Source organism: Pseudomonas sp. GW823-FHT04A03 (assembly GCF_058796615.1).
On sequence record NZ_JBXAIV010000002.1, the window covers coordinates 778,884 to 800,731 of the forward strand.

At 61.7% G+C, this 21,848-nt stretch carries 20 protein-coding genes; 5 read left to right on the forward strand and 15 right to left on the reverse strand.

Features of this window, described 5'->3' with window-relative positions:
- Positions 1–235: 235 nt before the first annotated feature.
- Positions 236–619: a DUF6124 family protein gene (locus AC1Q9F_RS09525; protein WP_492619481.1), complete on the forward strand. Its 384-nt coding sequence runs from the start codon at positions 236–238 to the stop codon at positions 617–619.
- A gap of 109 nt (positions 620–728) precedes the next feature.
- Here the strand turns inward: AC1Q9F_RS09525 and AC1Q9F_RS09530 are convergent, their stop codons facing one another.
- The 6 genes from AC1Q9F_RS09530 to AC1Q9F_RS09555 all read right to left on the reverse strand — a co-directional run bounded on the left by AC1Q9F_RS09530 (position 729) and on the right by AC1Q9F_RS09555 (position 10,456).
- The gene (locus AC1Q9F_RS09530; protein ID WP_492619480.1) at positions 729–2,102 is read right to left on the reverse strand and encodes a DUF1329 domain-containing protein; all 1,374 of its coding nucleotides are present in this window, start codon (positions 2,100–2,102) and stop codon (positions 729–731) included.
- A 161-nt stretch (positions 2,103–2,263) separates the two neighbouring features.
- A complete protein-coding gene (locus AC1Q9F_RS09535; protein ID WP_492619479.1) occupies positions 2,264–4,222 on the reverse strand; it encodes a DUF1302 domain-containing protein in 1,959 nt (652 codons plus the stop codon).
- A 45-nt stretch (positions 4,223–4,267) separates the two neighbouring features.
- Complete coding sequence (locus tag AC1Q9F_RS09540; RefSeq protein WP_492619478.1) at positions 4,268–5,554, reverse strand: phospholipase; 1,287 nt, start codon at positions 5,552–5,554, stop codon at positions 4,268–4,270.
- Positions 5,555–5,670: 116 nt separating this feature from the next.
- Complete coding sequence (locus AC1Q9F_RS09545) at positions 5,671–7,239, reverse strand: FGGY-family carbohydrate kinase (RefSeq protein ID WP_492619477.1); 1,569 nt, start codon at positions 7,237–7,239, stop codon at positions 5,671–5,673.
- Positions 7,240–7,259: 20 nt separating this feature from the next.
- On the reverse strand, positions 7,260–8,855 hold the full coding sequence (locus AC1Q9F_RS09550; protein ID WP_492619476.1) for a glycerol-3-phosphate dehydrogenase/oxidase: 1,596 nt from the start codon (positions 8,853–8,855) through the stop codon (positions 7,260–7,262).
- Between the two features lie 5 nt (positions 8,856–8,860).
- Complete coding sequence (locus AC1Q9F_RS09555) at positions 8,861–10,456, reverse strand: FAD-binding oxidoreductase (RefSeq protein ID WP_492619475.1); 1,596 nt, start codon at positions 10,454–10,456, stop codon at positions 8,861–8,863.
- Between the two features lie 211 nt (positions 10,457–10,667).
- Here AC1Q9F_RS09555 and gliR point away from each other — a divergent pair, with 211 nt between their 5' ends.
- On the forward strand, positions 10,668–11,696 hold the full coding sequence (gene gliR, locus AC1Q9F_RS09560) for an AraC family transcriptional regulator GliR (RefSeq protein ID WP_492619474.1): 1,029 nt from the start codon (positions 10,668–10,670) through the stop codon (positions 11,694–11,696).
- Here the strand turns inward: gliR and AC1Q9F_RS09565 are convergent.
- The 4 genes from AC1Q9F_RS09565 to AC1Q9F_RS09580 all read right to left on the reverse strand — a co-directional run bounded on the left by AC1Q9F_RS09565 (position 11,693) and on the right by AC1Q9F_RS09580 (position 15,863).
- The gene (locus AC1Q9F_RS09565) at positions 11,693–12,061 is read right to left on the reverse strand and encodes a glyoxalase superfamily protein (RefSeq protein ID WP_007953815.1); all 369 of its coding nucleotides are present in this window, start codon (positions 12,059–12,061) and stop codon (positions 11,693–11,695) included. The two genes, gliR and AC1Q9F_RS09565, sit on opposite strands and share 4 nt — an antisense overlap.
- 117 nt (positions 12,062–12,178) lie before the next feature.
- Entirely contained in the window at positions 12,179–13,636 is a 1,458-nt protein-coding gene (locus tag AC1Q9F_RS09570; protein ID WP_492619473.1) for a D-aminoacylase, read from the reverse strand.
- 1 nt (position 13,637) lies between these two features.
- Entirely contained in the window at positions 13,638–14,498 is an 861-nt protein-coding gene (locus AC1Q9F_RS09575) for a MurR/RpiR family transcriptional regulator (protein WP_039769047.1), read from the reverse strand.
- A gap of 15 nt (positions 14,499–14,513) precedes the next feature.
- Positions 14,514–15,863 carry a GntP family permease gene (locus AC1Q9F_RS09580; RefSeq protein ID WP_085608174.1) on the reverse strand — a complete coding sequence of 450 codons (1,350 nt, stop codon included), beginning with the start codon at positions 15,861–15,863 and terminating at the stop codon, positions 14,514–14,516.
- Between the two features lie 257 nt (positions 15,864–16,120).
- Here AC1Q9F_RS09580 and AC1Q9F_RS09585 point away from each other — a divergent pair, with 257 nt between their 5' ends.
- Positions 16,121–16,282, forward strand: a complete 162-nt coding sequence (locus AC1Q9F_RS09585) for a hypothetical protein (RefSeq protein WP_492619472.1) — start codon at positions 16,121–16,123, stop codon at positions 16,280–16,282.
- Between the two features lie 9 nt (positions 16,283–16,291).
- Here the strand turns inward: AC1Q9F_RS09585 and AC1Q9F_RS09590 are convergent, their stop codons facing one another.
- The 4 genes from AC1Q9F_RS09590 to mdaB all read right to left on the reverse strand — a co-directional run bounded on the left by AC1Q9F_RS09590 (position 16,292) and on the right by mdaB (position 19,611).
- Positions 16,292–16,909, reverse strand: coding sequence for a Fic/DOC family protein (locus AC1Q9F_RS09590; protein WP_064593310.1), 618 nt, complete (start codon positions 16,907–16,909; stop codon positions 16,292–16,294).
- Positions 16,910–17,051: 142 nt separating this feature from the next.
- Positions 17,052–17,945 carry an NAD-dependent epimerase/dehydratase family protein gene (locus AC1Q9F_RS09595; protein ID WP_492619471.1) on the reverse strand — a complete coding sequence of 298 codons (894 nt, stop codon included), beginning with the start codon at positions 17,943–17,945 and terminating at the stop codon, positions 17,052–17,054.
- 103 nt (positions 17,946–18,048) lie between these two features.
- Positions 18,049–18,960, reverse strand: a complete 912-nt coding sequence (locus tag AC1Q9F_RS09600; protein WP_207984966.1) for a LysR family transcriptional regulator — start codon at positions 18,958–18,960, stop codon at positions 18,049–18,051.
- 60 nt (positions 18,961–19,020) lie between these two features.
- Entirely contained in the window at positions 19,021–19,611 is a 591-nt protein-coding gene (gene mdaB / locus AC1Q9F_RS09605; protein WP_375745317.1) for an NADPH:quinone oxidoreductase MdaB, read from the reverse strand.
- 204 nt (positions 19,612–19,815) lie between these two features.
- Between mdaB and AC1Q9F_RS09610 the strand changes: the two genes are divergently transcribed.
- Positions 19,816–20,130 (forward strand): putative quinol monooxygenase, encoded by a 315-nt coding sequence (locus tag AC1Q9F_RS09610; protein WP_085608002.1) that lies wholly within the window; start codon positions 19,816–19,818, stop codon positions 20,128–20,130.
- Here the strand turns inward: AC1Q9F_RS09610 and AC1Q9F_RS09615 are convergent.
- Positions 20,120–20,884 carry a sulfite exporter TauE/SafE family protein gene (locus AC1Q9F_RS09615; RefSeq protein ID WP_492619470.1) on the reverse strand — a complete coding sequence of 255 codons (765 nt, stop codon included), beginning with the start codon at positions 20,882–20,884 and terminating at the stop codon, positions 20,120–20,122. The genes AC1Q9F_RS09610 and AC1Q9F_RS09615 overlap by 11 nt on opposite strands.
- 82 nt (positions 20,885–20,966) lie before the next feature.
- On the opposite strand from AC1Q9F_RS09615, the gene AC1Q9F_RS09620 reads away from it, so the two are divergent.
- The gene (locus AC1Q9F_RS09620; protein ID WP_492619469.1) at positions 20,967–21,848 is read left to right on the forward strand and encodes a LysR substrate-binding domain-containing protein; all 882 of its coding nucleotides are present in this window, start codon (positions 20,967–20,969) and stop codon (positions 21,846–21,848) included.

The following is a 21,848-nucleotide window of genomic DNA, read 5'->3' on the forward strand; positions in this document are numbered from 1 at the left end:
CGTAATTTGATTACGTCACTGATTTCCAGTGACCGGGCTTAGCGGCTCGGCAAGCATTTCACGGTTGTACAAGTACGATCCAGTCAGGCACTCGCCTGCACTTGATGGTGGCTGTGCGCATGGCATCTTCGGATGCGCCGGGTTGAGATGCTTACCGGACCGCTAACTTGCGCACAGCTGCCTCCCTTTTGCTTAGCGGTTAAAAAGGACGCGGCCTCATAAGAGGTAAGCACCAATGTTCAAGGTAACGCCAAACCCACCGCTCACCGAACCCACAACACTCCCGGATCCGGCATCCCCCTATGAATGCCCTGGTTCGAAACGCTTCAACGAAGCCGCCGAACGCGCCCTCGATTATCACCTGGGCCCACTCAGCGCCCACATCATGGCCGCGCCCTACAAACCCAACATCCTCTATCAGGCTCACCCCGAAGCCGACACCGAATCCCTGCTGGTAGACGCCAGCGAATCCCTCGGCTCCGCCACCGTCATACTCAACAATCATGTGGCGCTGGTTGAGGGCAGCCACCGTAAGACCCTGCAAGGCATTGCCCAGATCGTGATGATCGCTGAAATGGCCGTTAACCGTGCGCTGGACAAGGTCGTGCCGACTGATTGATGCGGGAGGTGGCGAGTGCGGTGCACTCGCCTTTTTTTTGCTGATCCGATAAACATCCCTCCCTCTCCACAGTGTGGTGAGGGAAGGAAATGCAGCTAAGTCAAATCACTCACCGCGTCCCCCGCTGCCGCAACGCCGACGGCATGAAATACGAATCCTCCGGCACCGGTTGCGAGAAGTCGACGGTGGAGGCCTCTTCGTTATCCAGGTTCTGCACGTAGTACCGACGGGCCTGCAAGTCGTGGAAGACGTCCAGTGCGCTCCAGGTGGTGGGCAGGTCGTAGAAGTTTTTCAGGTAGGCCATCGACACGCGCCACAGCTCCCCTCGCCCGTCGTATTGATCCACCAGGGCGGCGCCCCAGCTGTCTTCATCGAGGAACAGCACGCGTTTGGAGTAGATATGCCGTGAGCCTGGTTTGAGGGTGCCTTCGACCACCCAGACCCGGTGCAGCTCGTAGCGGGTGTATTGCGGATTGAGGTGGCCGGGGGTGAGCAGTTGGGCGTATTTGACGTCGGGGCTGCCGACTTTGTAGTTGTTGTAGGGGATGTAGATTTCCTGCTTGCCCTTGAGCTTCCAGTCGAAGCGGTCCGGCGAGCCGTTGAACAGGTCGGTGTCGTCTGCGGTGCGCAGGCCATCGGATGAGGCGATCGGCGTGTCGTAGGCGAGGTTCGGTGCGCGGCGCACGCGGCGTTGGCCGGCGTCATAGATCCAGGCCTGGCGGGCGTCCTTGAGCTGGTCCAGCGTCTCGTGCACCAGCGCTGCGCCACCGGCGAGGCGCGCCGGACTTTTCACGAAGGCGAGGTAGTAGAACAGGATGTTTTTCAGGTCGGCGAACTGGCCCCCCGGGCGGTAGTAGTTGAAGAAGCCTTCCTGCTGCGAGGTCACCAGCGCGAAGCTGCCGTTGCGCTGCACCGGTGCTTCGGAAGCGCGGCGAACCACGTAGATGCCGCGATAGCGAGTGATGTGGTTCCACAGCACTTCGACGCCATCCTTGGGCACCGGAAACGGCACGCCGCCATAGGCATCGGCGAACCCGCTGCCGCCCTCCAGCAGTTTGGCCGAGGTCGCATTTTTCAGGGTGTTGTCATACAGCCACTGCGGCGCCGAACCGGACCGGCGCGAAGGATAGACCGGCATCTGGAAGGTATCGGGGTAGCTGGTGAACAGGGCGATCTGACCTGGCGTGAGATGCGCTTTGTACTGGTCGAGATTGGCCTTGGTGATGGTGAACAGCGGCTTGTCCGCCGCGTAGGGGTCGGGGTGATGCTGACCGGGTTTGTAGCCGGCCGGCGCCTGGGTGATGCCGCCGGTCCAGGCCGGGATTGTGCCGGCAGCATTGCCGGCGCGCTCGGCGCCCATGGGGGTGAGCGAGGTTTTCAGCTGTTCGGCTTGTTGGGGCGAGATGGCGGCCAGTGCGCTGCCGGTGACAAGGCCGAGAACGAGTGCCAGCGAGATCTTGGTCAGTCTTGAAGTGTGGAACATGATCTTCTCCGAAGTACAAAAACCTGTGGGAGCGAGCTTGCTCCGGGCGGCGTTCCGACGAAACGGTTTGTCAGGCGACATCTGTGTTGAATATGCCGGCCTCTTCGCGAGCAAGCTCGCTCCCACAGGGGATGAGCTGCCGCAAAAATTGTGTTTGGTACTCACAAGAAATACTTGAGGTTGAAACCGACGTTGTCGCGGTCGCGAATGCCGTTGTTCTGCCCACCGCCGTAGAACTCGGTGTACTGCAACTCGGCTTCGAGCCTGTTCTGGTAGTTGGCCTTGATCCCCAGCGTGTAGGCCTTGCGTCCCTCGATGGTGTTGCCGGCCTGGTAGCTGTTGCCCTTGAAGTCGTCCTTGTAGACGACGTAAGGCGAGACGTTGACCCCGGCGTACACGTCGTTCCAGGTGCCGTTGAACATCACGGTGTAGCTGTAGGAATCGCGGTTGACCTGATCGTCGCGATCGCCGCCGGACACATATGAAGTGTTGCCGGTGCCGGCGTAGTAACGGTTGCTGCCGTCGTAGGCGGTGTATTGCAGACTGCTGCCGCGCAGGTGCTCGGAGGCCAGTTCGAAGATGCCGAACATCGAGTCGAACGACAGGGTCGGGCCGAAGTTGTAGATGCTGCCCAGCGAAGTGTTGAACGCTTCCACCCGCTCGGCGTTGTTGATCTGGCTGTCGAGGGTGACCATTTGCCCGCCGACGTTGATGGTCTTGCCGGACACCGCTGCGGCAGCGCCATTGGCCAGGTCGCCGATCAAATCGTTGGTGGCCGCGACGCCGATGGGCAGGTTCGGCCGATAGGCCACTTCACCGAACACCGAAGCCTCGCCCAGTGTGGTGTTGAAGCTGAAGCCATACATGCGGATGTCTTCGGCATAACGCCGATGAGCCTGGATGTTGCCCATCACATCGGCAGTCGCCAGCCCGTTGGCGAGGGCTCCGGCCTGACTGCCGGCGACGCTCGACAGCATGTTGGTCAGGGCATTCATGTCGATGCCGTTATAGCCGCCAAGGTCAGCCGCGATGGTCGGTTCCTTGGCGTGGTAATTGACCATGTACAGGCCGAACTCGGTGCTGTTGAGCTCTTCGGCGATGTAGCGAAAGGCGAAGCCGAACTGACCGTCGTTGCGCGCGTTGTAGTCCTTGCCGATGGACGCCACTTTCAGGGTGTTGCCATAGGCCGGGGTCACGCCGTTGGCATAGAGGCCGGTGGACTTCAGCGCCGGGCCGAGCAACGGATTGTTGCCCAGTGCGCTGTACAGACCGATGACATTGCCGAACCCCGGCACTGGCGTGTCGAGGGCGGTGCCGCTGAAGTTGTTGTAAGCGGTGTTGCCGCCGTCGGCGAACAGGTCGGTCTGCGAGTAGAACGTGCCGACCGGGTCGATGCGGGTTTCCTTCCAGTTGGTCTGGTAGAAGCTCTCCATCGTAAGGTTGTCGCTCAGGCCGATGTTGAAGCTGAGCGCCTCCACCGGCATCAGCACTTCCTTGACCTCGGCGCCGGGCAAGCGGTACTTGGCGGCGTCCACCGGGTTGGTGGTGTTGACGCCGCCGCGATAGAAAATCCCCTCGCCCCAGTTGAACACCTGACGCCCCACTCGCGCAGTGACCGGCATTGTCGCGACGTCCCAAGTGCCATGGACGTAGGCATCGAGCATCTCGATCCGGCTGCCGGCGATGTCGCGGGTCTGGCTGGTGAAACGGTCATCCTGGGGATAACTCTGGCTCGGTTGCGACGGGCTGTTGTTGTGGTAGTAGTCGTTGCGCTTGTCCATCAACTGGGTGTCGTAGAACGCCGTGCCGCGCAGGAACATCCCGTAGTTCTGGTAGTTGGCTTCCAGCTCCGAAGTGATCTTGTACACCTCGGAAACCAGCCCGGTGTCGAAGTTGCGATTGCCGTCGTTGGTGTTGACGTCGTCGTTGGTCTTGTCACGACCCTGCACCCGCCACAAACGGCCATAGGACAAGGTCGTGTCGAGCGAGCCGGTGACCTGATTGTCCAGCACGCTGAACTCGGCGGCCTGCACCGCATCGACTGCGCAGAGTTGCAGCAGCCCTGCCAAACCGACACCGGGGAGCGCTACGCCAGACAGGCGCAATCGAGTGTTGATCATCTGTTCCTCCTTCCCTGTTCTTATTGTTGTGTGTTGCCGCGATGCTTAGGGCGACAGCCCCGCACGGACATAAATCCGGCTGTGGGCGCCGAAATGGCCGAGCAGTCTGAGCAGTTGCTGATTGAGTTGCGGGTGCTCGAAGGTCTCGCGCTGCAACTGATTGCCCGCGCTGAAATCGCTGGTGACCGGCGCCGTTTCCAGCCACTGGCCGATGGCTTCATCGAAGGCGGCAGAGTCGTCGACGGACTCGGCGCTCACCACTTCGCGCAAGTAGTCCACGGAGTACGGCGGGTAATGCGCCTCCCCGGCGGCATCGGCGTAGGCGTCGAGCATCGGATGCGGTTTACCGGCACGCAGCACGCGACGCAGCCAGGTCGACTGGTATTTCTCGACCTCCATGTGGCGGGTCGCGACCCGTTCGATGGACGCCTGTTTGTCGTCTGCAAAACCGGCCAGCGCCTTGCCTTCCAGCAACAGAAGGCTCGGCAACTCGACGCCCGGCAACGGCTTGGCGTGATACGGCTGGGTCAGATCCTGAACGTGGTGCAGGCCCCAGCCGAGAAAGCGATAACCCCAGTAGGAATGACCGCTGGCAAACGCCAGTCGCGCCAGTCCCATGTACTGATACGCGCGCCAGTCCGGCCAGCTGCGCTCGAGGAATCCGGCGACCGCGTACACCACCGGACTCTCATGGAAGAAGCCCATATGGAAAGGCGCCTGGGAGCTGTACTGGAAGCGCGCATCGCCAAATGGCTGCGGGCCGAAGCCATACAGCGCGGCGACTTCACCGGGGTTGTCGCTGAACAGGTTGATGTCGTGGCCGTAATCCGGTTCATCGGCGGCACTCGCCAGTACGGCGAGGGGTGCGACTTTTTCGTGGTCGGCTACACGAATGAAACGCTGGCGATTCCACGGCGAAAGCGTCTGCTCGACCATCACCTGATCGGCCTGCAGATGCTCGCGTTCGGGCAGGTCCTTGCCCGGCAACGGCTGAATGACCATCGCCAGATAAATCTGCGGATTGATCCGCAGCGCGGTGAGGAAGTCGTGGCGCAGATTGTCGCTCGGCGTGGCGGGCAATTTGAGGTTGTCGGGGCGCGGCGGGTACTGGTTGAAATGTTCGCGGGCGAAGCGTTCCTGCTCATCGAGCAACGCGACGATGGCCGGGTATTGCTCGGCGAGAAATTGCTCCAGCGGTTCGACTTCGGCGGGCGACGCGTCGCGCAACGCCGGCAGGTCCTGCAATGCCAGGTAGCTGCCCACGGTATGGTTCGACCAGCCCCACGCCGTGGGGGCCATTGCGCAAAACAGCAGGAGGGAGATCAGCTTCATTGCTTCTGGTTCTTGTTATGTGTGCCGTGGGGATCGAGCCTAACAATCGACCCCGCCTCTGACACTGTCCGATCTCACCAGAAAAGTTCTCCGATAGCGCCACGCGCGATGTTCTTTCAGGCCGGGTAACCGGTGATCTTGCGGATGCTCTGGTACAACGGTTTGAGCTGTCGATACATGCGCAGATAGACGTCCTTGTACAGTCGCTCATAGACTTGTTGCGCCTCGGGTTGCGGCTGAAACACCGCGCCAACCCGGGTCATCGCCGCAATTGCCGTGGGGAAATCCGTGTGCAACCCCAGTCCCACCGCGCAGCAAATCGCCGCGCCCAGACCGGACGCTTCATAGACATGCGGACGCTCTGCCGGCAGACCGAAAATGTTCGCCGTGAGTTGCATCGCCGCATCACTTTGCGAGCCACCGCCAGCGACGCGTAAACGGGTGACGGAGATCTTCGAACGCTTCTCGATCTTCTCCATGCCTTGGCGCAAGGCATACGCCAAGCCTTCGAGGATTGCCCGATAGATATGCGCGCGGGTGTGCACGTCGCCGAAGCCGATCATCGCGCCCTTGGCTTCCACACCCGGCTCACGAATCCCCGGCGACCAATACGGTTGCAACATCAACCCCATCGAGCCCGGCGGCACCGCATCGACCAGTGCATCGAACAGTTGCTCGGGTTCGATACCCTGCTCCTTGGCCTGCTGCATTTCTCGCAAGCCGAACTCGTTCTTGAACCAGCTGACCATCCAGTAACCGCGATAAATCATCACCTCACAGTTGTACTGATCCGGCACCGCCGACGGGTACGGCGGAATCAACGGGACGATTTCCAGATAGCGCGAACGGGTGCTGGTTATGGTCGCCGTGGTGCCGTAGGACAGGCAAACCGTGCCCGAGTCGACGACGCCGGAACCGAGCACTTCGCAGGCCTTGTCGGCACCCGCCGCAATCAGTGGCACGCCTTCGGGAATGCCGGTGTGACGACTCGCTTCGGCGTTGATGTGACCGAGGGTTTCACCGGGTTTGTATAAGGTCGGCAGTTGCTCGGGACGCACCGCCAGCGCCTGCCATTTCCAGTCACGGGTTGCGGCCCAGCGCAGGCGTTTGAAATCGAATGGCAGGTAACCGACGCAACAGCCCACCGAGTCGACGAAACGCCCGCACAGGCGATGCGTGAGAAACCCCGAGAGCAAAAGAAACTTGTCGGTCGCCGCCCACACTTCGGGTTGATGGCGGGCGATCCAGTTGGCCTCGGCCTGGGCGCGAAAGTAATCCACCGTGGCCTGCGCGCCAGCCAGTTTGAACAGCCAGCCCCACGGCCCCTTGATCCCGCCTTCGACTTCGCTCTGGCGCTGATCGAGCCAGAGAATCGCCGGACGCAACGGCTTGCCCAGAGCGTCGACGTTGATCACCGTGCCGCGCTGGGTCGTGAGGGAAACCCCGGCAATCTGCGAACGGTCGATGCCGGTTTGCGCCCATACCTGCTGGCAGGCCTCGCCCAGTTTCGCCCAGTAATATTCCGGATCCTGCTCGGCCCAGCCCGGTTGCGTCGAGTAATAGGCCTGCAATTCAACCTTGCCCTTGCCGAGCAGATTGCCCTGCAAATCGAAGAGCAGCGCGCGCACGCTCTGGGTGCCATTGTCGATGGCCAGCAGGTAACGCTTGTTCGGGTGGTTATCCATGGAGCTCTCTTCGAGGGGCATCACTGCGCGATTTCCGGCAGGCCGTGATGGCGTTGCCATAACGCCTGATAGCGTTGCTGTTCCTGTTGCCAGTGTTCGTCGTCCCAGCCCAGCCGTGGTTGGCAGAGTCGGCGAATGGCCGGGAAATACTCCGCGCCGCCACGGGGCAGCAACAAGCCGAGACGGGTTCGGCGCAGCAGGAGGTCATCCAGGTGCAGGACCATTTCCGCGTCGCAGGCGAAGGCCAGTTCTGCCCACAAGGTGTCGGTGGCACCGACCGTTTCATGGCCCAGTTCGGTGAGCAGTTGTGCCAGCCTCGGCAGGTCCCGGCCATGTCGCCCGGCCAGACGTCGCCACTGAGCGGGGCTGAGAGCCGGGATCGCCAGTGGCGGCACGGCGGCAAACACCGGTGCGGCATCGTCATCGAAGGAACGGCCGAGCATGTCGGCGCAGGCCTTGAGCACTTCGATGGCTTGCGGTCTGAACGTCGTGAGTTTGCCGCCAGCCAGAGTGACGCAGCCCGGCTCCTGCCACAGCACATGTTCACGGGTTTCGTTCGACGGTTTGTCTTGATGCTCACCCGCCGCGCTGCCCACCACCGGGCGCACGCCGGACCAGGTTGAAAGCACGTCAGCCGCCGTCACTTCAGCGCCGGGGAACTGCTGTCGGCAGGCGGCCAGCAGGTAGTCGAGTTCTTCACCGCTGATGCTCGCGCTCTGGTCCAGATTCTCGCGGTGATCGAGATCGGTGGTGCCCACCACTGTGGCGCCTTCCCACGGGAAAACGAACACCGGTCGCCGATCCCGCTCATGCAAAAACGTGAAAGCCTGCGCCACCGGCAAGCGCCAGCCCGGCAGTAGCAAATGACTGCCGCGCAGCGGACGCAACTGGCGCGGTGCCTCAGGTGAACGCAAGCGTTCGGCCCACGCCCCGGTGGCCACTGCCAGCACACCACAACGCAATTGCAGTGATGCGCCGGCTTCGCAATCCTCGACCTGAACACCGCACACCCGCCCGTTTTCCCGCAGTAGATGTTCGACGCGTACACCGTTGAGCACCACCGCGCCGTCGGCCCGTGCTTCGCTCAGCACGCGCATCACCAGCCGCGCGTCATCGGTCAGCGCATCGATAAAACAGGTGCCGCCCAGCAAGTCATTTTCTTTCACGCCCGGAGCGAGATAACGCAGTTGCTGCGCATCATGGAAACGATGGTCGCGGCGTCCGGCCAATGCGTCATAGATCGACAACAGACCACCCAGCACACGGGGTCCGGGGAAGCCGCCGCGATAGTGCGGCATCATGAAGCTCATCGGCTCCACCAGCCCCGGCGCTTCGTCGAGCAGACGCTGGCGTTCGCGCACTGAATCTCGGGTCAGGCGCCACTGGCCCTTGGCGATGTAGCGCAAACCGCCATGGACCATTTTCGAAGACCGACTGGACGTGCCCCAGGCGAAATCACGCTGCTCCAGCAACAGGCAACGCCAACCACGACGCGCGGCTTCACGCAGAATGCCGGCGCCGCTGATGCCGCCGCCGATGACGATCAGATCCCAGGTTTCACCCGCCAGTGTCGGCAGGACTTGCTGGCGCCATTCGGCGTTCCAGTCAGCGCTCATCGCCGTCACTCCTGCAACAGCGTGCCGGGGTTCAGACGCCCGGCCGGGTCAAAGTGCCGACTCAGCGCCTGCAAAGTGTCCATCGCCAGCGCGCCCTTTTCACGCGGCAGGTACGGCGCGTGATCCTTGCCCACGCCGTGCTGGTGGCTGATGGTGCCGTGGTTGTCGACGATGGTCTGGCTGGCCGCGTGCTTAAGGGCCTTCCAGCGGGCCAGGGTCGCGGGATAGTCCGCCGCCGGGCGAAACACGTAGGTGGTGTAGATGCTCGAGCCTTCGCCGTAGACGTGGGACAGGTGCGTGAACACGTGCACTCGCTCACTCTCTGCCGCCAACGCGTCGCGCAGGCTGTTTTCGATGAGGTTGAGCAGGTTGTCGACGTTGCTCCAGTCGGTGGCGGTTTCGAGGGTGTCGACCACGTAACCGGCGTTCCACAGGTTCTCCCGCAGATACGGAAAACGAAAGCGGTTCTGCGCCCACTTCTTGCCCAGCAGCGTGCCGGTGAACACACCGCCGAATGCCTTCAGATGCTGACGTGCCTGACTCAGGGACAGCGCATTCTGCTTGCGATTGCCGGTCACGCCGAAGGTCAGCAGGCACTTGCCCTGCCCCGCGCCACGCAGGCTCAGGTATTTTTCCAGCCAGGCGATCTGTTGTGGATGGCCGGCCAGCGCCAGTTGGGTTTCGGTCTCCATCGCGTTGGACAGACGCAGCATCGAAAGCGGCACCCGCGCTTGCGCCAGTTGTTGAATGGCTTGCAGCGCCTTGCTCCAACTGGGCAGAAACACACCGTAGAAACGCTCATCGGCCGGCAACGCACTGACCCGCACCTTGACCTCGGAAATGATCCCGAAACGCCCCTCGCAACCCAGTACCACTTCGCGCAGATCAGGGCCGGCCGCCGACGCCGGGAAGGTTGGAATCTGTAGCGGCCCGGCAAAGGTTTCCAGGGTTCCGCCGGCGAACAGTTGCTCGATCCGCCCATAGCGCAGCGACTGCTGACCACTGGAACGACTGGCCACCCAACCGCCCAGCGTCGACAGCTCCCACGACTGCGGAAAATGCCCCAGCGTGTAGCCACGAGCGCGCAATTGGCTTTCCACCTGCGGGCCGCTGGCGCCAGGGCCGAAAGTTGCCAGCAGGCTTTGTTCGTCGAGGTCGATCAGGCGGCTCATCCGCGCCAGAGACACCGTCACCACCGGCCGCGCAGAGTCTGGCGGGTTGATGTGCCCGGCTACCGACGTGCCGCCGCCGTAGGGGATCAGGCACAGGTCCTGCGCCTGGGCGAGCGCCAGCAACTGGCGAATGTGCTCGGCGGTTTCCGGAAACGCCACCGCGTCGGGATAGTAGCCCAGCGCCCCTTCGCGCAACGCCAGCCAGTCCGGCAGGCTCTGACCTCGGGCATGCAGCAGACGGTCATGGGCATCGATGCTGTACAACGCGTGTTCCGCCAGCCGCGAGACCGGCACCCGGGCCAGCGCCGCTTCAAGCGTCGCATCCGGCAGCGCGCGCCCCTCCCCCAGTCGCTCATGGAGAAAACTTGCGCCCTGGGCCGGCAGTTCGACCACCGTGGTTGCATCTCCCCAGCCGTTCCAGCGTCGCATGCGTGTGTCCTTCTGTGCAGTCTGATCAGTGAGATTTCAGGCCCTCATACTAGTCAGCCGGCCGAAAGTGTCACGGTCGCATCCGGCCAGTTCGAGTAGCCAATTGAGTCAAACGTCGCGCAAGCGTCAGCCATTTACTTTAGTCGTGGATTCAAATTACCTTTCAGGGCGCTCATCCGCCCGTGGCGGCCTCGATCAAGGGAATTCGGTCATGCAATCGCTCGGCTTCACCTCCGTTCCGCCGCTGCTCAAATACCTGCGCCATGCCGAACACCTGGGCCTGGCCATCGAGCCTGCGTTGTTGGCGGCCGGGTTGCAGGCGCAGCAGTTGAGCGACAACAGCCTGCGCCTGCCGGGTGAAACCCATGAGCGGTTGCTCGATTACTTTTGCGAGCATTCGGGCGATCCGTTGTTCGGCCTCAACGCCGCGAATTTCGTGCTGCCCAACTCCTGGAGCGTGCTCGGCTACATCACCATGAACTGCGCGACACTGGGCGACGCCATGAGCCGCATCATGCCGTTCGAAAAACTGGTGGGCGACATGGGCGTCAGCCGCGCCGAGGTGCAGGACAGCCACGTACACCTGATCTGGAGCTGCCGCTTTGAACGCCCGCGGATCCGCCGGCATCTGGTGGAAAACGTGCTCGGCTCCTGGCTGCAATACGCACGCTGGATCGCCGACACCCAACTGTCGCCGGCCGCGGTGTGGCTGGAACACTCGATCCCGACGGACACGACGCAGGCGCAGTACGAACAGTTTTTCGAATGCACGGTGCTGTTCGATCAGCCGTACTCCGCGCTGATCGTGCCGTTGCCGTATTTGCAGTTGCCGCTGCGTCAGGCCGATGCGCATTTGCTGCGCACCCTGGAAGAACACGCTCAGAGTCTGATGGCGACGCTGGAGGATGCGTCGCTGGAACAGCGGGTGAAAAGCATCCTGCGCCAGTTGCTCAAGGAAGGTCTGCCACGCAAGGAACAGGTGGCCGAACATCTCGCTGTGTCCGTGCGCACGCTGCAACGCCAGTTGCATCAGGCCGGCACCTCGTATCAGCAGATTCTCGACGAACTGCGCCAGGAACTGGCCGAGCATTACCTGCTCAACAGCACCTTGCCGATTCAGGACATTGCCCAATATCTGGGCTTCACCGAACCGCGCTCGTTTCACCGCACCTTCAAGAGTCGACGCGGCATGCCGCCCGGTGAGTTTCGGCAGACTCACCGGGTAGCGAACGACAGTTAGAGGCTGATCGCGTTGGTGAACACCAGACGATTGCCGAACGGATCGGCGATGGTCATGTCCTGGCTGCCCCACGGCATGGCCTGGATGCCCGGGTGCGAGAACTTGTAATTCTTGGCGACCAACTGCTGCTGAAACGCCTCCAGCTCATCGGTCTCGATCCGCAGGGCCGAACCCGGTGTTGCATCGCCGTGGTGTTCGGACAAATGCAGCACGCACTCACCGCGCGAAACCTGCAGGTACAACGGGAAACCGGGTTCGAAACGATGCTGCCAATCGATCTTGAAGCCGAGGAAATCGACGTAGAATTCCACGGCCTTGGCTTCATCGAAAATCCGCAGGATCGGGGTGGTTTTGCCGAAGCTCATGGGTTGCTCCCTGACTGATTGGCCCCAGAGTGTAGCCGGGGTGGATGTCAGCAATTCGGCTTGGTGATGGCTTTCTTTAATTGCAATGTGCCATCACCGTGACGCAGTCAGCAAAATTCAGCGAAAGCCGTCGCGCAGATCGCCCTGGCGCGCCAGGAACCGCCCTGGTCTTTGGCCATTGGCCTGACCGTCGCGGTAACTCATCACGCCATTGATCCACACACCCTCGATGCCTTGAGCGGCGCGTTGCGGGTCGTTGAAATCCGCCACGTCACGCACGGTCGCCGGGTCGAACAGCACCAGATCCGCCCAGTGCCCTTCACGAATCTCGCCCCTTTCCTTCAAACCGAAACGCGCCGCCGACAGACCGGTCATCTTGTGCACGGCGGTGTGCAGCGGAAACAGCCCGACATCACGACTGAAATGGCCGAGCACCCGGGGGAAAGCGCCCCACAGACGCGGGTGCGGGAACGGGTCTTCCGGCAGGCCATCGGAGCCGACCATCGACAGCGGATGAGCAAGGATCCGGCGCACGTCGTTCTCGTCCATCCCGTAATACACCGCGCCGGCCGGTTGCAGGCGTTTGGCGGCGTCGAGCAACGACAGGTTCCATTCGGCAGCGATGTCCATCAGGTCGCGACCGCCCATTTCAGGATGCGGCGTCGACCAGGTGATGGTGATGCGGTGGGTATCGGTGACCTGCTTCAGATCCAGGGTCGAAGAACTCGCCGCATACGGGTAGCAATCGCAGCCGACCGGGTGAGTTTTCGCCGCCTCCTCCAGCGAGGCGAGCAACTGCGGACTGCGGCCCCAATTACCGGCGCCGGCGCATTTGAGGTGGGAAATGATCACCGGCGATCGGGCGTGGCGCCCGATGCGGAAGGCCTCGTCCATCGCTTCCAGCACTGGTTCGAATTCACTGCGCAGGTGGGTGGTATACACCGCGCCGAACGCATTCAACTCTTCGGTCAGTTGCATGACTTCATCGGTGGATGCCGAGAACGCACTCGCATACGCCAGACCTGTGGATAAACCAAGGGCGCCCGCCTCCAGGCTTTCACGCAACTGCTCGCGCATGGCGCTGATTTCATCGTCAGTCGCTGTGCGGAACAAATCATCAAGATGATTGCTGCGCAGCGCCGTGTGCCCGACAAGTGCCGCGACATTCAATGTGGTATTGGCCGCCTCGACCGCCGCCCGATAATCGCTGAAGCGTGGATAAACGAACGCCGCTGCAGTGCCGAGCAGGTTCATCGGATCCGGCGGATCGCCGCGCAAACTGACCGGCGCGGCACTGATCCCGCAGTTGCCGACAATCACCGTGGTCACGCCCTGGCTGAGCTTGGGCAGCATCTGCGGCTGGCGGATCACCACGGTGTCGTCGTGGGTGTGCACGTCGATGAAACCCGGTGCCAGCACACGGCCGGCGGCGTCGATTTCATCGGTGGCGCGGGCGTCGCGCAAGTCGCCGATCTGCACGATGCGGCCATCGAGGATCGCCACGTCGGCGGCGTAACCGGGGCTGTTGCTGCCGTCGATGACCAGGGCGTTGCGAATCAGGGTGTCGTACAGCATGTCAGTCTCCCAGCGGCAGGTGATCGTCGCCGCCACGGTATTCGTCGAGGGCGAGTTTGATCCGCCGCAGACGTTCTTGATTGTCTTCAGGATTGGCCAGCGCCAGCTCGGTGGCCAGCACGTCGATGGCGAGCAGCATGCCGTAGCGCGCCGCCGTCGGTTTGTAGATGAACGAGGTCTCGGCGCCTTGCAGCGGCAGGACGATATCGGCCAGTTCCGCCAGCGGCGAGTCGGCGCGAGTGATGGCGAGAATCCGTGCGCCGTAGTTGCGCGCCAGCGCCACGGTCTCCAGCAACTCCGGGGTAATGCCGGTCAGCGAACAGACGATCACCACCTGCTCGGCACTGAGGCTGGCGGCGGTGACGCGCATCATCACTGCGTCGTGGCACACCGCAATCGGGTAGCCGAGACGCACCAGCCGCACTTGCAATTCGTCGCTGCACAGGGTCGAGCAACCGCCGATGCCGAAGGCATGGATCATCCGCGCCTGGCCCAGCAGTTTCACCGCATCGGCGAAGCGCGATTCGTCGAACGCCGCCAGATGCTGGCGCAAGGTGGTTTCGATATCGCCGACGATCTGCCCGTAAAACGCCGACTGCTCGGGCGTGCCCGCCGGGTCGAGGAAACGGCTGCCAACACCACTGGCCTGGGCCAGTTGCAGGCGTAGGTCGCGCAAGTCGCGGCAACCGACGGTGCGGGCGAAGCGCGACAGCGTGGCGGTGCTGACTTCGGCCCGCTGCGCCAAGTCTTCGAGGCTGGCGGAGGCGGCAAATCCTACGTCGTCGAGCATCAGACGGGCGATGCGTCCTTCACCGGCGCTGAAGGAATCCTGACGGGCGCGGATCTGATAAAGGATGTCCATGGCGGAAAACTCCGACTACAGCAGGTAAGAAAGACCGACGGTCAGGGCGAAAGCGACAACCGAGATCAGGGTTTCCAGCACCGTCCAGGTCTTGAACGTCTGGGCCACCGTCATGTTGAAGTATTCCTTGATCAACCAGAAGCCGCCGTCGTTGACGTGGGAAAAGATAACCGAGCCCGCGCCTGTCGCCAGCACCAGCAGTTCCGGGTGTGGATAACCCAGACCGATGGCCACTGGTGCGACCACACCGGAAGCCGTGGTCATCGCGACGGTGGCCGAACCGGTGGCGATGCGCATCAACGCGGCGAACAGCCAGCCCATGATCAGCGGCGACAGGTGAAATTCGTGAGCCAGGCCAACGATCTGATCGGTGACGCCGGCGTCCACCAGAATCCGGTTCAGACCGCCACCGGCGCCCACCAGCAAGGTGATGCTGGCGGTCGGTGCCAGGCATTCGTTGGTGAATTTGAGGATCGATTCCCGGTTGAAACCCTGCGCAATGCCGAGCGTCCAGAAACTCAACAGCGTCGCCAGCAACAGCGCGATCACCGAGTTGCCGATGAACAACAGGAACTGGTTGAAACCGCTACCCGGCGTGGAAATGAGGTTGGCCCAGCCGCCGATCAGCATCAGCACCACCGGCAACAGAATGGTCGCCATGGTGATGCCGAAACCCGGCAGGCTGTCGCGAGGTTCGCGTTCGAGAAATTGTTTTTCCAGCGGGTTATCCGCCGGCAACTGAATGCGCGGCACGATGAATTTGGCGTACAGGGGGCCGGCAATGATCGCCGTCGGAATGCCGATGGCAATCGCATACAGCAAGGTCTGCCCGACCGACGCCTGATAAGCCTGCACCGCCAGCATCGCCGCCGGGTGCGGCGGCACCAGCGCATGCACCACCGACAGACCGGCGACCATCGGCAAACCGACCATCAGAATCGACACGCCAACCCGCCGCGCCACCGTGAAGGCAATCGGCACCAGCAACACGAAACCGACTTCGAAAAACAGCGGCAGCCCCACCAGAAATGCGATGCACACCATCGCCCAGTGCGCGTTTTTCTCGCCAAAGCGCTCGATCAGCGTGCGCGCCATCTGCTCGGCCCCGCCGGACTCGGCCATCATCTTGCCGAGCATCGTCCCCAGCGCCACCACCAGCGCAATGTGCCCCAGCGTCTTGCCCACCCCGGCCTCATACGCCCCCACCACGCCGGACGGCGGCATCCCCGCCACCAGCGCCAGGCCGATGGAAATCAGGGTGATGACAATGAACGGATTGAGCCGGTAACGGGCGATCAGAACGATCAGGGCGATGATGGCAACGGCGGCGTACACCAGCAGCCAATAGCCGAAGGACGGTGTCATGCGGTACTCCTCGAAAGGGTCACGTTCGAATGGGTTGTGAAACTCATAAATCATTTCGAGATCGAGTTTTCAAACGAAGTGAAAGTAATTTTCGTGGAGGGATAAGGCTTGTCGTTTTTGGATATGTCTTGTCGCGAATAATGAAAATCGAGGGGTGGGATTTTCATGGCCTGGCTGTAGGTTTCGCCCAGGCCACAAGGTTTTCAACATCAGTCCAGGCGCTATACTCGGCAGACGCTTTCTATCGAGTTCCTGCCATGACTGCTTCGCGCCGCCGCCCCAAAAAAATCACTGCCGAAGCATTGATACGCGCGATTGCCAGTTCGACAGCCATCGAAACGGGTCAAAGTGTTGAATCGATTGAACGCAAGCTGAAGCTCAAGGACAGCAAGTTTCTGCATCTTTCTCTGGCCAAATGAGGTCGTCACTCAAGTCCACAATGCCTGCCGAACCCAATACTCCATGGGTTCGTAATTGCAATTCAGCCCTTGGTTGATTGCCGCAAAATAGGCCTCTTTGTTTCGCTCCCAACTGCTGTAGTCGAGCGGCACATACCCCGCCTGCACCGCCATGACATCCGCCAATAATCGCGACAAGCGCCCATTACCCTCGCGAAATGGATGAATCAGAATGAACTCCACGTGCGTGACAGCGATGGCGTGGATCAGGTTTTCATCCAGATCAGGCTTGCAGGGTGTGTACTTGCCAAGACAGTCCCTCTCGAAACCATCAAGCAGTCGGGGAATCTGCGGTGCTGCGGCAAAGAAAAAGCCGTCCTTGCCCATATTCACCGCACGCACATCGCCGGCCCATGAATAGAGATTGCCCAACCAGTGTCGATGCCACTCTTTCAGGTCCTGAACGGTTAATGGCCGATTTGGCAAATGTTCGATGAGCACGAACTGGTACAACTTTTCCAACAGGATGAGCTCTGCGTCATCCATGTCTTCAGGATCGGTTATCCCTAATTTATTGCTCAGTACCTGTTCGTCGGAGCCTGGTTCATAAGAACTTTGCGAGCCCTCGGCATCATAACGATCAACCATCCTTGCTCCTCCTGATGCCACTGACCATTGAAAAGCGCCGGGTGTTTTCCCCGATGCCAAGACAGATCCAAAAACACAAACGGCTGCCCAAAGGCAGCCGTTCACAGGTTAGTCGCAAAGCCCTCTCGGGTTTAATCAACCCTCACACCATTTCGTTACGAATCCATTCAACCACCGACGTGCGCTTCGGCGTCCAGCCCAGCAGTTCGCGGGCGTGTTTGCCGCGTACGCGGCTGTTGGAGCCGAGGCCGTAGTTGGCCATTTCGTAGCCCCACTCGGCTTCGGCGTCTTTCAGTGGCCAGTCTTGTGGCTCGCCGAGGTTCAGGGCCTGGGCCATGGCGGTGGTCATGTCGATGAACGACGCTTCGCCGCTTTCGACGAAGTAGAAGGTGCCCGGGACGTTTTTGGTCAGGGCCAGCAGGTACAGCGCCACGACGTCTTCGATGTGCACGTTGGACCAGATGTTCTGGCCGGTGCCGACGTGACGGACCACGCCGCTTTTGCGCGCCTGTTTCAGCAGGCGCGGCAGTTGCACGCTGTCGCGATTGACGCCCAGGCTGTGGCCGTAGATCAGGGTGTTGCAGATGACGGCCGAGTTCACGCCGTCCTTCGCTGCGGCGAGGATCAGGTTGTCGATGGCCACGCGTGCGGCCTTGTCGACGGTCGGCTCCGGCAGGTTGTCTTCGAAGTAGATGACATCGCTGGATTTGCCGCCCGACGCATCGCCAACGATGCTCGAACCGCTGGTGTGCAGGAACACTTTGTTCGAGCCGCGCAGGGCATCGAGCAAGGCTTCGACGGCGCCGCGATGGTCGCTGCTGGCGGCGTTGATCACGGCGTCGGCGGCGCGTGCCTGTTCGGCCAGCAATGCGTTGTCGTCGAGGGTGCCGATCACCGGGGTGATGCCCAGCGCTCTCAGCTCATTGGCCTGTTCGGCGCTGCGTACAAGACCGGTGACGGTGTGGCCGGCCTGAACCAGACCGGTGGCGATGGAGCCGCCGATAAAACCGGCAGCGCCGGTGACGAATACGTTCATGGAGAAACTCCCTGCGTGAGTAAGTGATGCAACGAGTATCGACCGGCGAGCCCGGTGGAAAAACCCGCCCTCAACCAATTCACTGTTGCGCAGGGGTCACGAATCAGCCTTTGAAATCGGCGCTGGCGTAAGCCGCCAGTTTGCTCTGGATGAAATCCAGGAAGCACTGGATGCGCAGCGCCAATTGCGAGTTGCGGTAGTACACCGCATTGATCGGCTGGCGATAACCGCTGTTGAATTCCGCCAGCAACACCTTGAGGCGCCCGGCGCGGATGTCGTCGATGGTCATGAAATGCGAGAGGCAGGCAATGCCCTGGCCTTCCAGCGCCAGATGCCGAACCGTCTCGCCGCTGGAGGCGCTGATCGCCGGGGTGATCGGCCAGCGGTCGCCGTGCACGTAACGCAGCGGCCACTGGTTGAGGCCTTCGTTCTGGGTGAAGCCGAGCAAGGTGTGCTCGCTCAGATCGGCCACTTCCTGCGGCGCGCCGTGCTTCTCAAGGTACGCAGGACTGGCGACGATCAACAGCGGACTGCAACCCAGCGAACGGGCATGCAACGTCGAATCGGCGAGTGTGCCGATGCGGATGGCGACGTCGGTGCTTTGTTCCAGCAGGTCAATGATCAGGTCGTTGCTGTTGAGTTCGAGCTGGATGTCCGGGTACAGCCGCCGGAATTCGTCGATGTACGGCACGATGGCGTGGAGCATGAACGGCGACGCGGCGTTGATTCGCAGCCGTCCTGATGGCGTCTGTTGGCGCGAAGAGAGGCGCTCCTCGAGCTGATCCATCTGGTCGAGAATCAGCTTGGCCTGCTCGAAGAAATACTTGCCCTCCTCGGTCAGGTCCATGCGCCGTGTGGTGCGGTTGATCAGCGTGGTGTCGAGCTTGGCTTCCAGCCGCGACAGCGTGCGGCTGACCGCCGACGGCGTCTGTCCGACCTGCTCGGCGGCGGCGGAGATCGAACCGCATTCGATCACACAGACAAAAATCTGCAACTCATCGGATCTGGCTTTCACGGGTGTCCTCGGATCGAAAGGCCTGCAGCGCAAGCTCAGGCCTTCGATAGTAGCCGAGCGTCAGGCCTTGAGGCCAAACACCTCGGTCAGATGCTGCTCGTAACGCGCCACATCCGCTTCGATGTTCGGGCGTTTCATCACGTCCACACAGAGGAACGTCGGCAGGCCGGTCATGCCAAGGAATTCGTTGGCCTTGTGGAACGGGAAGTACACCGCGTCCACGCCTTTGGCTTCGAAAAAGTCGGTCGGATCATCGAACGCCTGCTGCGGTGCATTCCAGGTCAGCGACAGCATGTACTGCTTGCCGTGGATCAGACCGCCGCTGCCGTACTTCTGCGACGCGTCGGAACGGGTGCGACCGTCACTGGCGTAGAGGCTGCCGTGACCTTCGGTGAAGACTTCGTCGATGTACTTTTTCACGGTCCACGGTGCGCCCATCCACCAGCCCGGCATCTGATAAATGATCACGTCGGCCCAGAGGAATTTGGCGACTTCTTCGGCGATGTCGTAACCCTCGTCGATGAAGGTGGTCTTGACGTCGACACCGCCGCGATCCAGCACGCTCAGCGCCGCTTCGTGCAGGGTGGTGTTGTAGCGACCGTCGGAGTGGGCGAATTTTTTACCGCCATTGAGCAACAGCACTTTTTTCATGGGAGAGCCTCGATCGGATTCCGATGCGCAGCGCAGAGCGCTGGATGGAGAAGGGGAAAAATTGAATGGCGGCAGATTAGCGATCCGCCTCGCGCGGAATAAGCATCGATTGCGCAAAATTCATTTGAGTAAAACGCACGAATCGAACGCCGATTGTTGCCGTAGGATTGGCCGCCATCTGAATCTGAATGGAGTTTTTTTGCGATGAGCGAACGCCAGGGTTTCATCCTGCACGCCAAGACCCGCCCGGAAAAAGCCGAGGCCTTCGAAGCGTTTTTCCGCGCCTACGTCGAGCCGAGCCGCGCCGAACCCGGCTGCATCGAATACCACATGCTGCGCGACAAGGAAGACCCGAGCCTGTTCATCTTCTACGAGATCTGGGAAAGCCAGGCGCATCTGGACGTGCACTCGAACCTGCCGCACATGCAACAATTCCTGGCCCAGCGCATGGAGTATCTGGAGCGGGATTTCGATATCCGCCCGATTGAAATGCTCAGCGATTCGTCCGCTAGCCGCTGATCAACAGATGGGCGCCGAGCGCGCCCAGACCAATGAAGAACACTCGCTTGAACAGCACGGCGCTGATGCGCTGACGCAGCCATTGGCCGAGCAACATGCCGAGCACCGCCGGGATCAGGGCCAGCAGCGAAGCGCTCAATTCCGAACCGCCGAGCGACCCGCGCCAAAGCAATCCGCCGGCCAATGCCAGGGTCGACACGGTGAAGGACAGACCCAGCGCCTGGACCAGTTCATCGCGGCTCAAACCCAGGGCCTGCAGGTACGGAACGGCGGGAATCACGAACACACCGGTGGCCGAAGTGATGACGCCGGTGATCACACCACAGAGCGGACCAAGCCACGGTTCATGGCGGCGACTGACACTCAGCGTCGGCAGGAACAATCCGCTCAACGCATAGAGCAATAGCGACGCGCCGAGCCCGCGCACCACCCAATGCCCGCCTGCCATGCCGATCCACAAAGTGCCGATGGCCGTGCCGAGAAAGATCGCCAGCAGCATTGGCCACAAGCGTTTCACCAGCCCTCGCAAATGCCCGCCGAACGCCAGTTGCCAGAAGTTGGTCAATGTCGCCGGAATGATCAGCAACGCCGCAGCCTGCGATGGAGCCATAGCCAGACCGAGCAAACCCATGGCGACAGTGGGCAGGCCGAGACCGATCACGCCCTTGATCATGCCGGCGACGACAAACGTCGCAATCACCAGCAATGACAGGGCCAGACCGAGGTTTTGATAGAAATCTGCGAGTGCGTTCATGGCGATACTGTGCACCTGCGCGGATGAACTGAAAATCTGTCATACACTGAGGCAGCCTCTCTCTCAGCAAGAGTCACGACCGATGCACTTCGACCTCACCGACCTGCGCCTGTACCTGCACATTCTCGACAGCGGCAACATCACCGCCGGCGCCGCTCGCAGTCATCTGTCGCTGGCGGCGGCCAGTGCGCGGATCCGGGCGATGGAAACGTCGCTGGGCACCGAGTTTCTTGAGCGCGGGCGCCGTGGTGTCACACCGACGCCGGCCGGCAAAGCCCTGGCGCAACATGCGCGGGTGATACTGCAGCAGGCCGAACGTCTGCAACAGGATCTGGCCGAGTACGCGCGCGGCGTCAAAGGCCAGGTGCGCCTGTTGTGCAACACCACGGCGCTCAGCGAATACCTGCCGGAGGTGCTGGCGGATTTCCTGCGTGAGCATCCCAATCTCGATATCGATTTACAGGAGTTGCCCAGCGCTCGCATCACACATGCCTTGCGTCAGGGGGCGGCGGATCTGGGCATTGTGTCCGACGCGATCGACACCACCGACTTGCAGACCCGAGCCTTTCGCGATGATCCGCTGGTGCTGATTCTGCCTTTGGATCATCCGCTGTCTGACGCGATCCAAGTCAGCTTCAGCGATGCCCTGCGCCACGACTTCGTCGGTCTGCATGCCGACAGCGCGCTGGCGGTGTACCTGGAAGAACAGGCCCTGCACAGCGGCTCGCGGATGCAGATCCGTATCCGCGCCGATGGTTTCGACGGGGTGATGCGCATGGTGGCCCGAGGTGCCGGTCTGGGTATCGTGCCGCTGGCAGCAGTTCAGCGCGCCACGCCACAAGCCTTCAAGACCCTGCCGATGAATGAAGGCTGGGCCAGGCGCAAACTGTTGCTGTGCGCCCGCGACTTCGACGCCCTCCCCGCCTATGCCCGCGCCTTGCTCGACGCCTTGACTCTGCCCTGA

Excerpts from the sequence above, each read along its gene's own strand:
- AC1Q9F_RS09555 (WP_492619475.1), bottom strand. The coding sequence starts at position 10,456 with ATGCGACGCTGGAACGGCTGGGGAGATGCAACCACGGTGGTCGAACTG.
- gliR (WP_492619474.1), top strand. The coding sequence starts at position 10,668 with ATGCAATCGCTCGGCTTCACCTCCGTTCCGCCGCTGCTCAAATACCTG.
- AC1Q9F_RS09580 (WP_085608174.1), bottom strand. The coding sequence starts at position 15,863 with ATGACACCGTCCTTCGGCTATTGGCTGCTGGTGTACGCCGCCGTTGCC.
- AC1Q9F_RS09620 (WP_492619469.1), top strand. The coding sequence starts at position 20,967 with ATGCACTTCGACCTCACCGACCTGCGCCTGTACCTGCACATTCTCGAC.
- AC1Q9F_RS09535 (WP_492619479.1), bottom strand. The coding sequence starts at position 4,222 with ATGATCAACACTCGATTGCGCCTGTCTGGCGTAGCGCTCCCCGGTGTC.
- AC1Q9F_RS09615 (WP_492619470.1), bottom strand. The coding sequence starts at position 20,884 with ATGAACGCACTCGCAGATTTCTATCAAAACCTCGGTCTGGCCCTGTCA.
- AC1Q9F_RS09545 (WP_492619477.1), bottom strand. The coding sequence starts at position 7,239 with ATGGATAACCACCCGAACAAGCGTTACCTGCTGGCCATCGACAATGGC.
- AC1Q9F_RS09565 (WP_007953815.1), bottom strand. The coding sequence starts at position 12,061 with ATGAGCTTCGGCAAAACCACCCCGATCCTGCGGATTTTCGATGAAGCC.
- AC1Q9F_RS09590 (WP_064593310.1), bottom strand. The coding sequence starts at position 16,909 with ATGGTTGATCGTTATGATGCCGAGGGCTCGCAAAGTTCTTATGAACCA.
- AC1Q9F_RS09610 (WP_085608002.1), top strand. The coding sequence starts at position 19,816 with ATGAGCGAACGCCAGGGTTTCATCCTGCACGCCAAGACCCGCCCGGAA.
- AC1Q9F_RS09540 (WP_492619478.1), bottom strand. The coding sequence starts at position 5,554 with ATGAAGCTGATCTCCCTCCTGCTGTTTTGCGCAATGGCCCCCACGGCG.
- AC1Q9F_RS09585 (WP_492619472.1), top strand. The coding sequence starts at position 16,121 with ATGACTGCTTCGCGCCGCCGCCCCAAAAAAATCACTGCCGAAGCATTG.
- AC1Q9F_RS09570 (WP_492619473.1), bottom strand. The coding sequence starts at position 13,636 with ATGCTGTACGACACCCTGATTCGCAACGCCCTGGTCATCGACGGCAGC.
- mdaB (WP_375745317.1), bottom strand. The coding sequence starts at position 19,611 with ATGAAAAAAGTGCTGTTGCTCAATGGCGGTAAAAAATTCGCCCACTCC.
- AC1Q9F_RS09575 (WP_039769047.1), bottom strand. The coding sequence starts at position 14,498 with ATGGACATCCTTTATCAGATCCGCGCCCGTCAGGATTCCTTCAGCGCC.
- AC1Q9F_RS09550 (WP_492619476.1), bottom strand. The coding sequence starts at position 8,855 with ATGAGCGCTGACTGGAACGCCGAATGGCGCCAGCAAGTCCTGCCGACA.
- AC1Q9F_RS09595 (WP_492619471.1), bottom strand. The coding sequence starts at position 17,945 with ATGAACGTATTCGTCACCGGCGCTGCCGGTTTTATCGGCGGCTCCATC.
- AC1Q9F_RS09525 (WP_492619481.1), top strand. The coding sequence starts at position 236 with ATGTTCAAGGTAACGCCAAACCCACCGCTCACCGAACCCACAACACTC.
- AC1Q9F_RS09530 (WP_492619480.1), bottom strand. The coding sequence starts at position 2,102 with ATGTTCCACACTTCAAGACTGACCAAGATCTCGCTGGCACTCGTTCTC.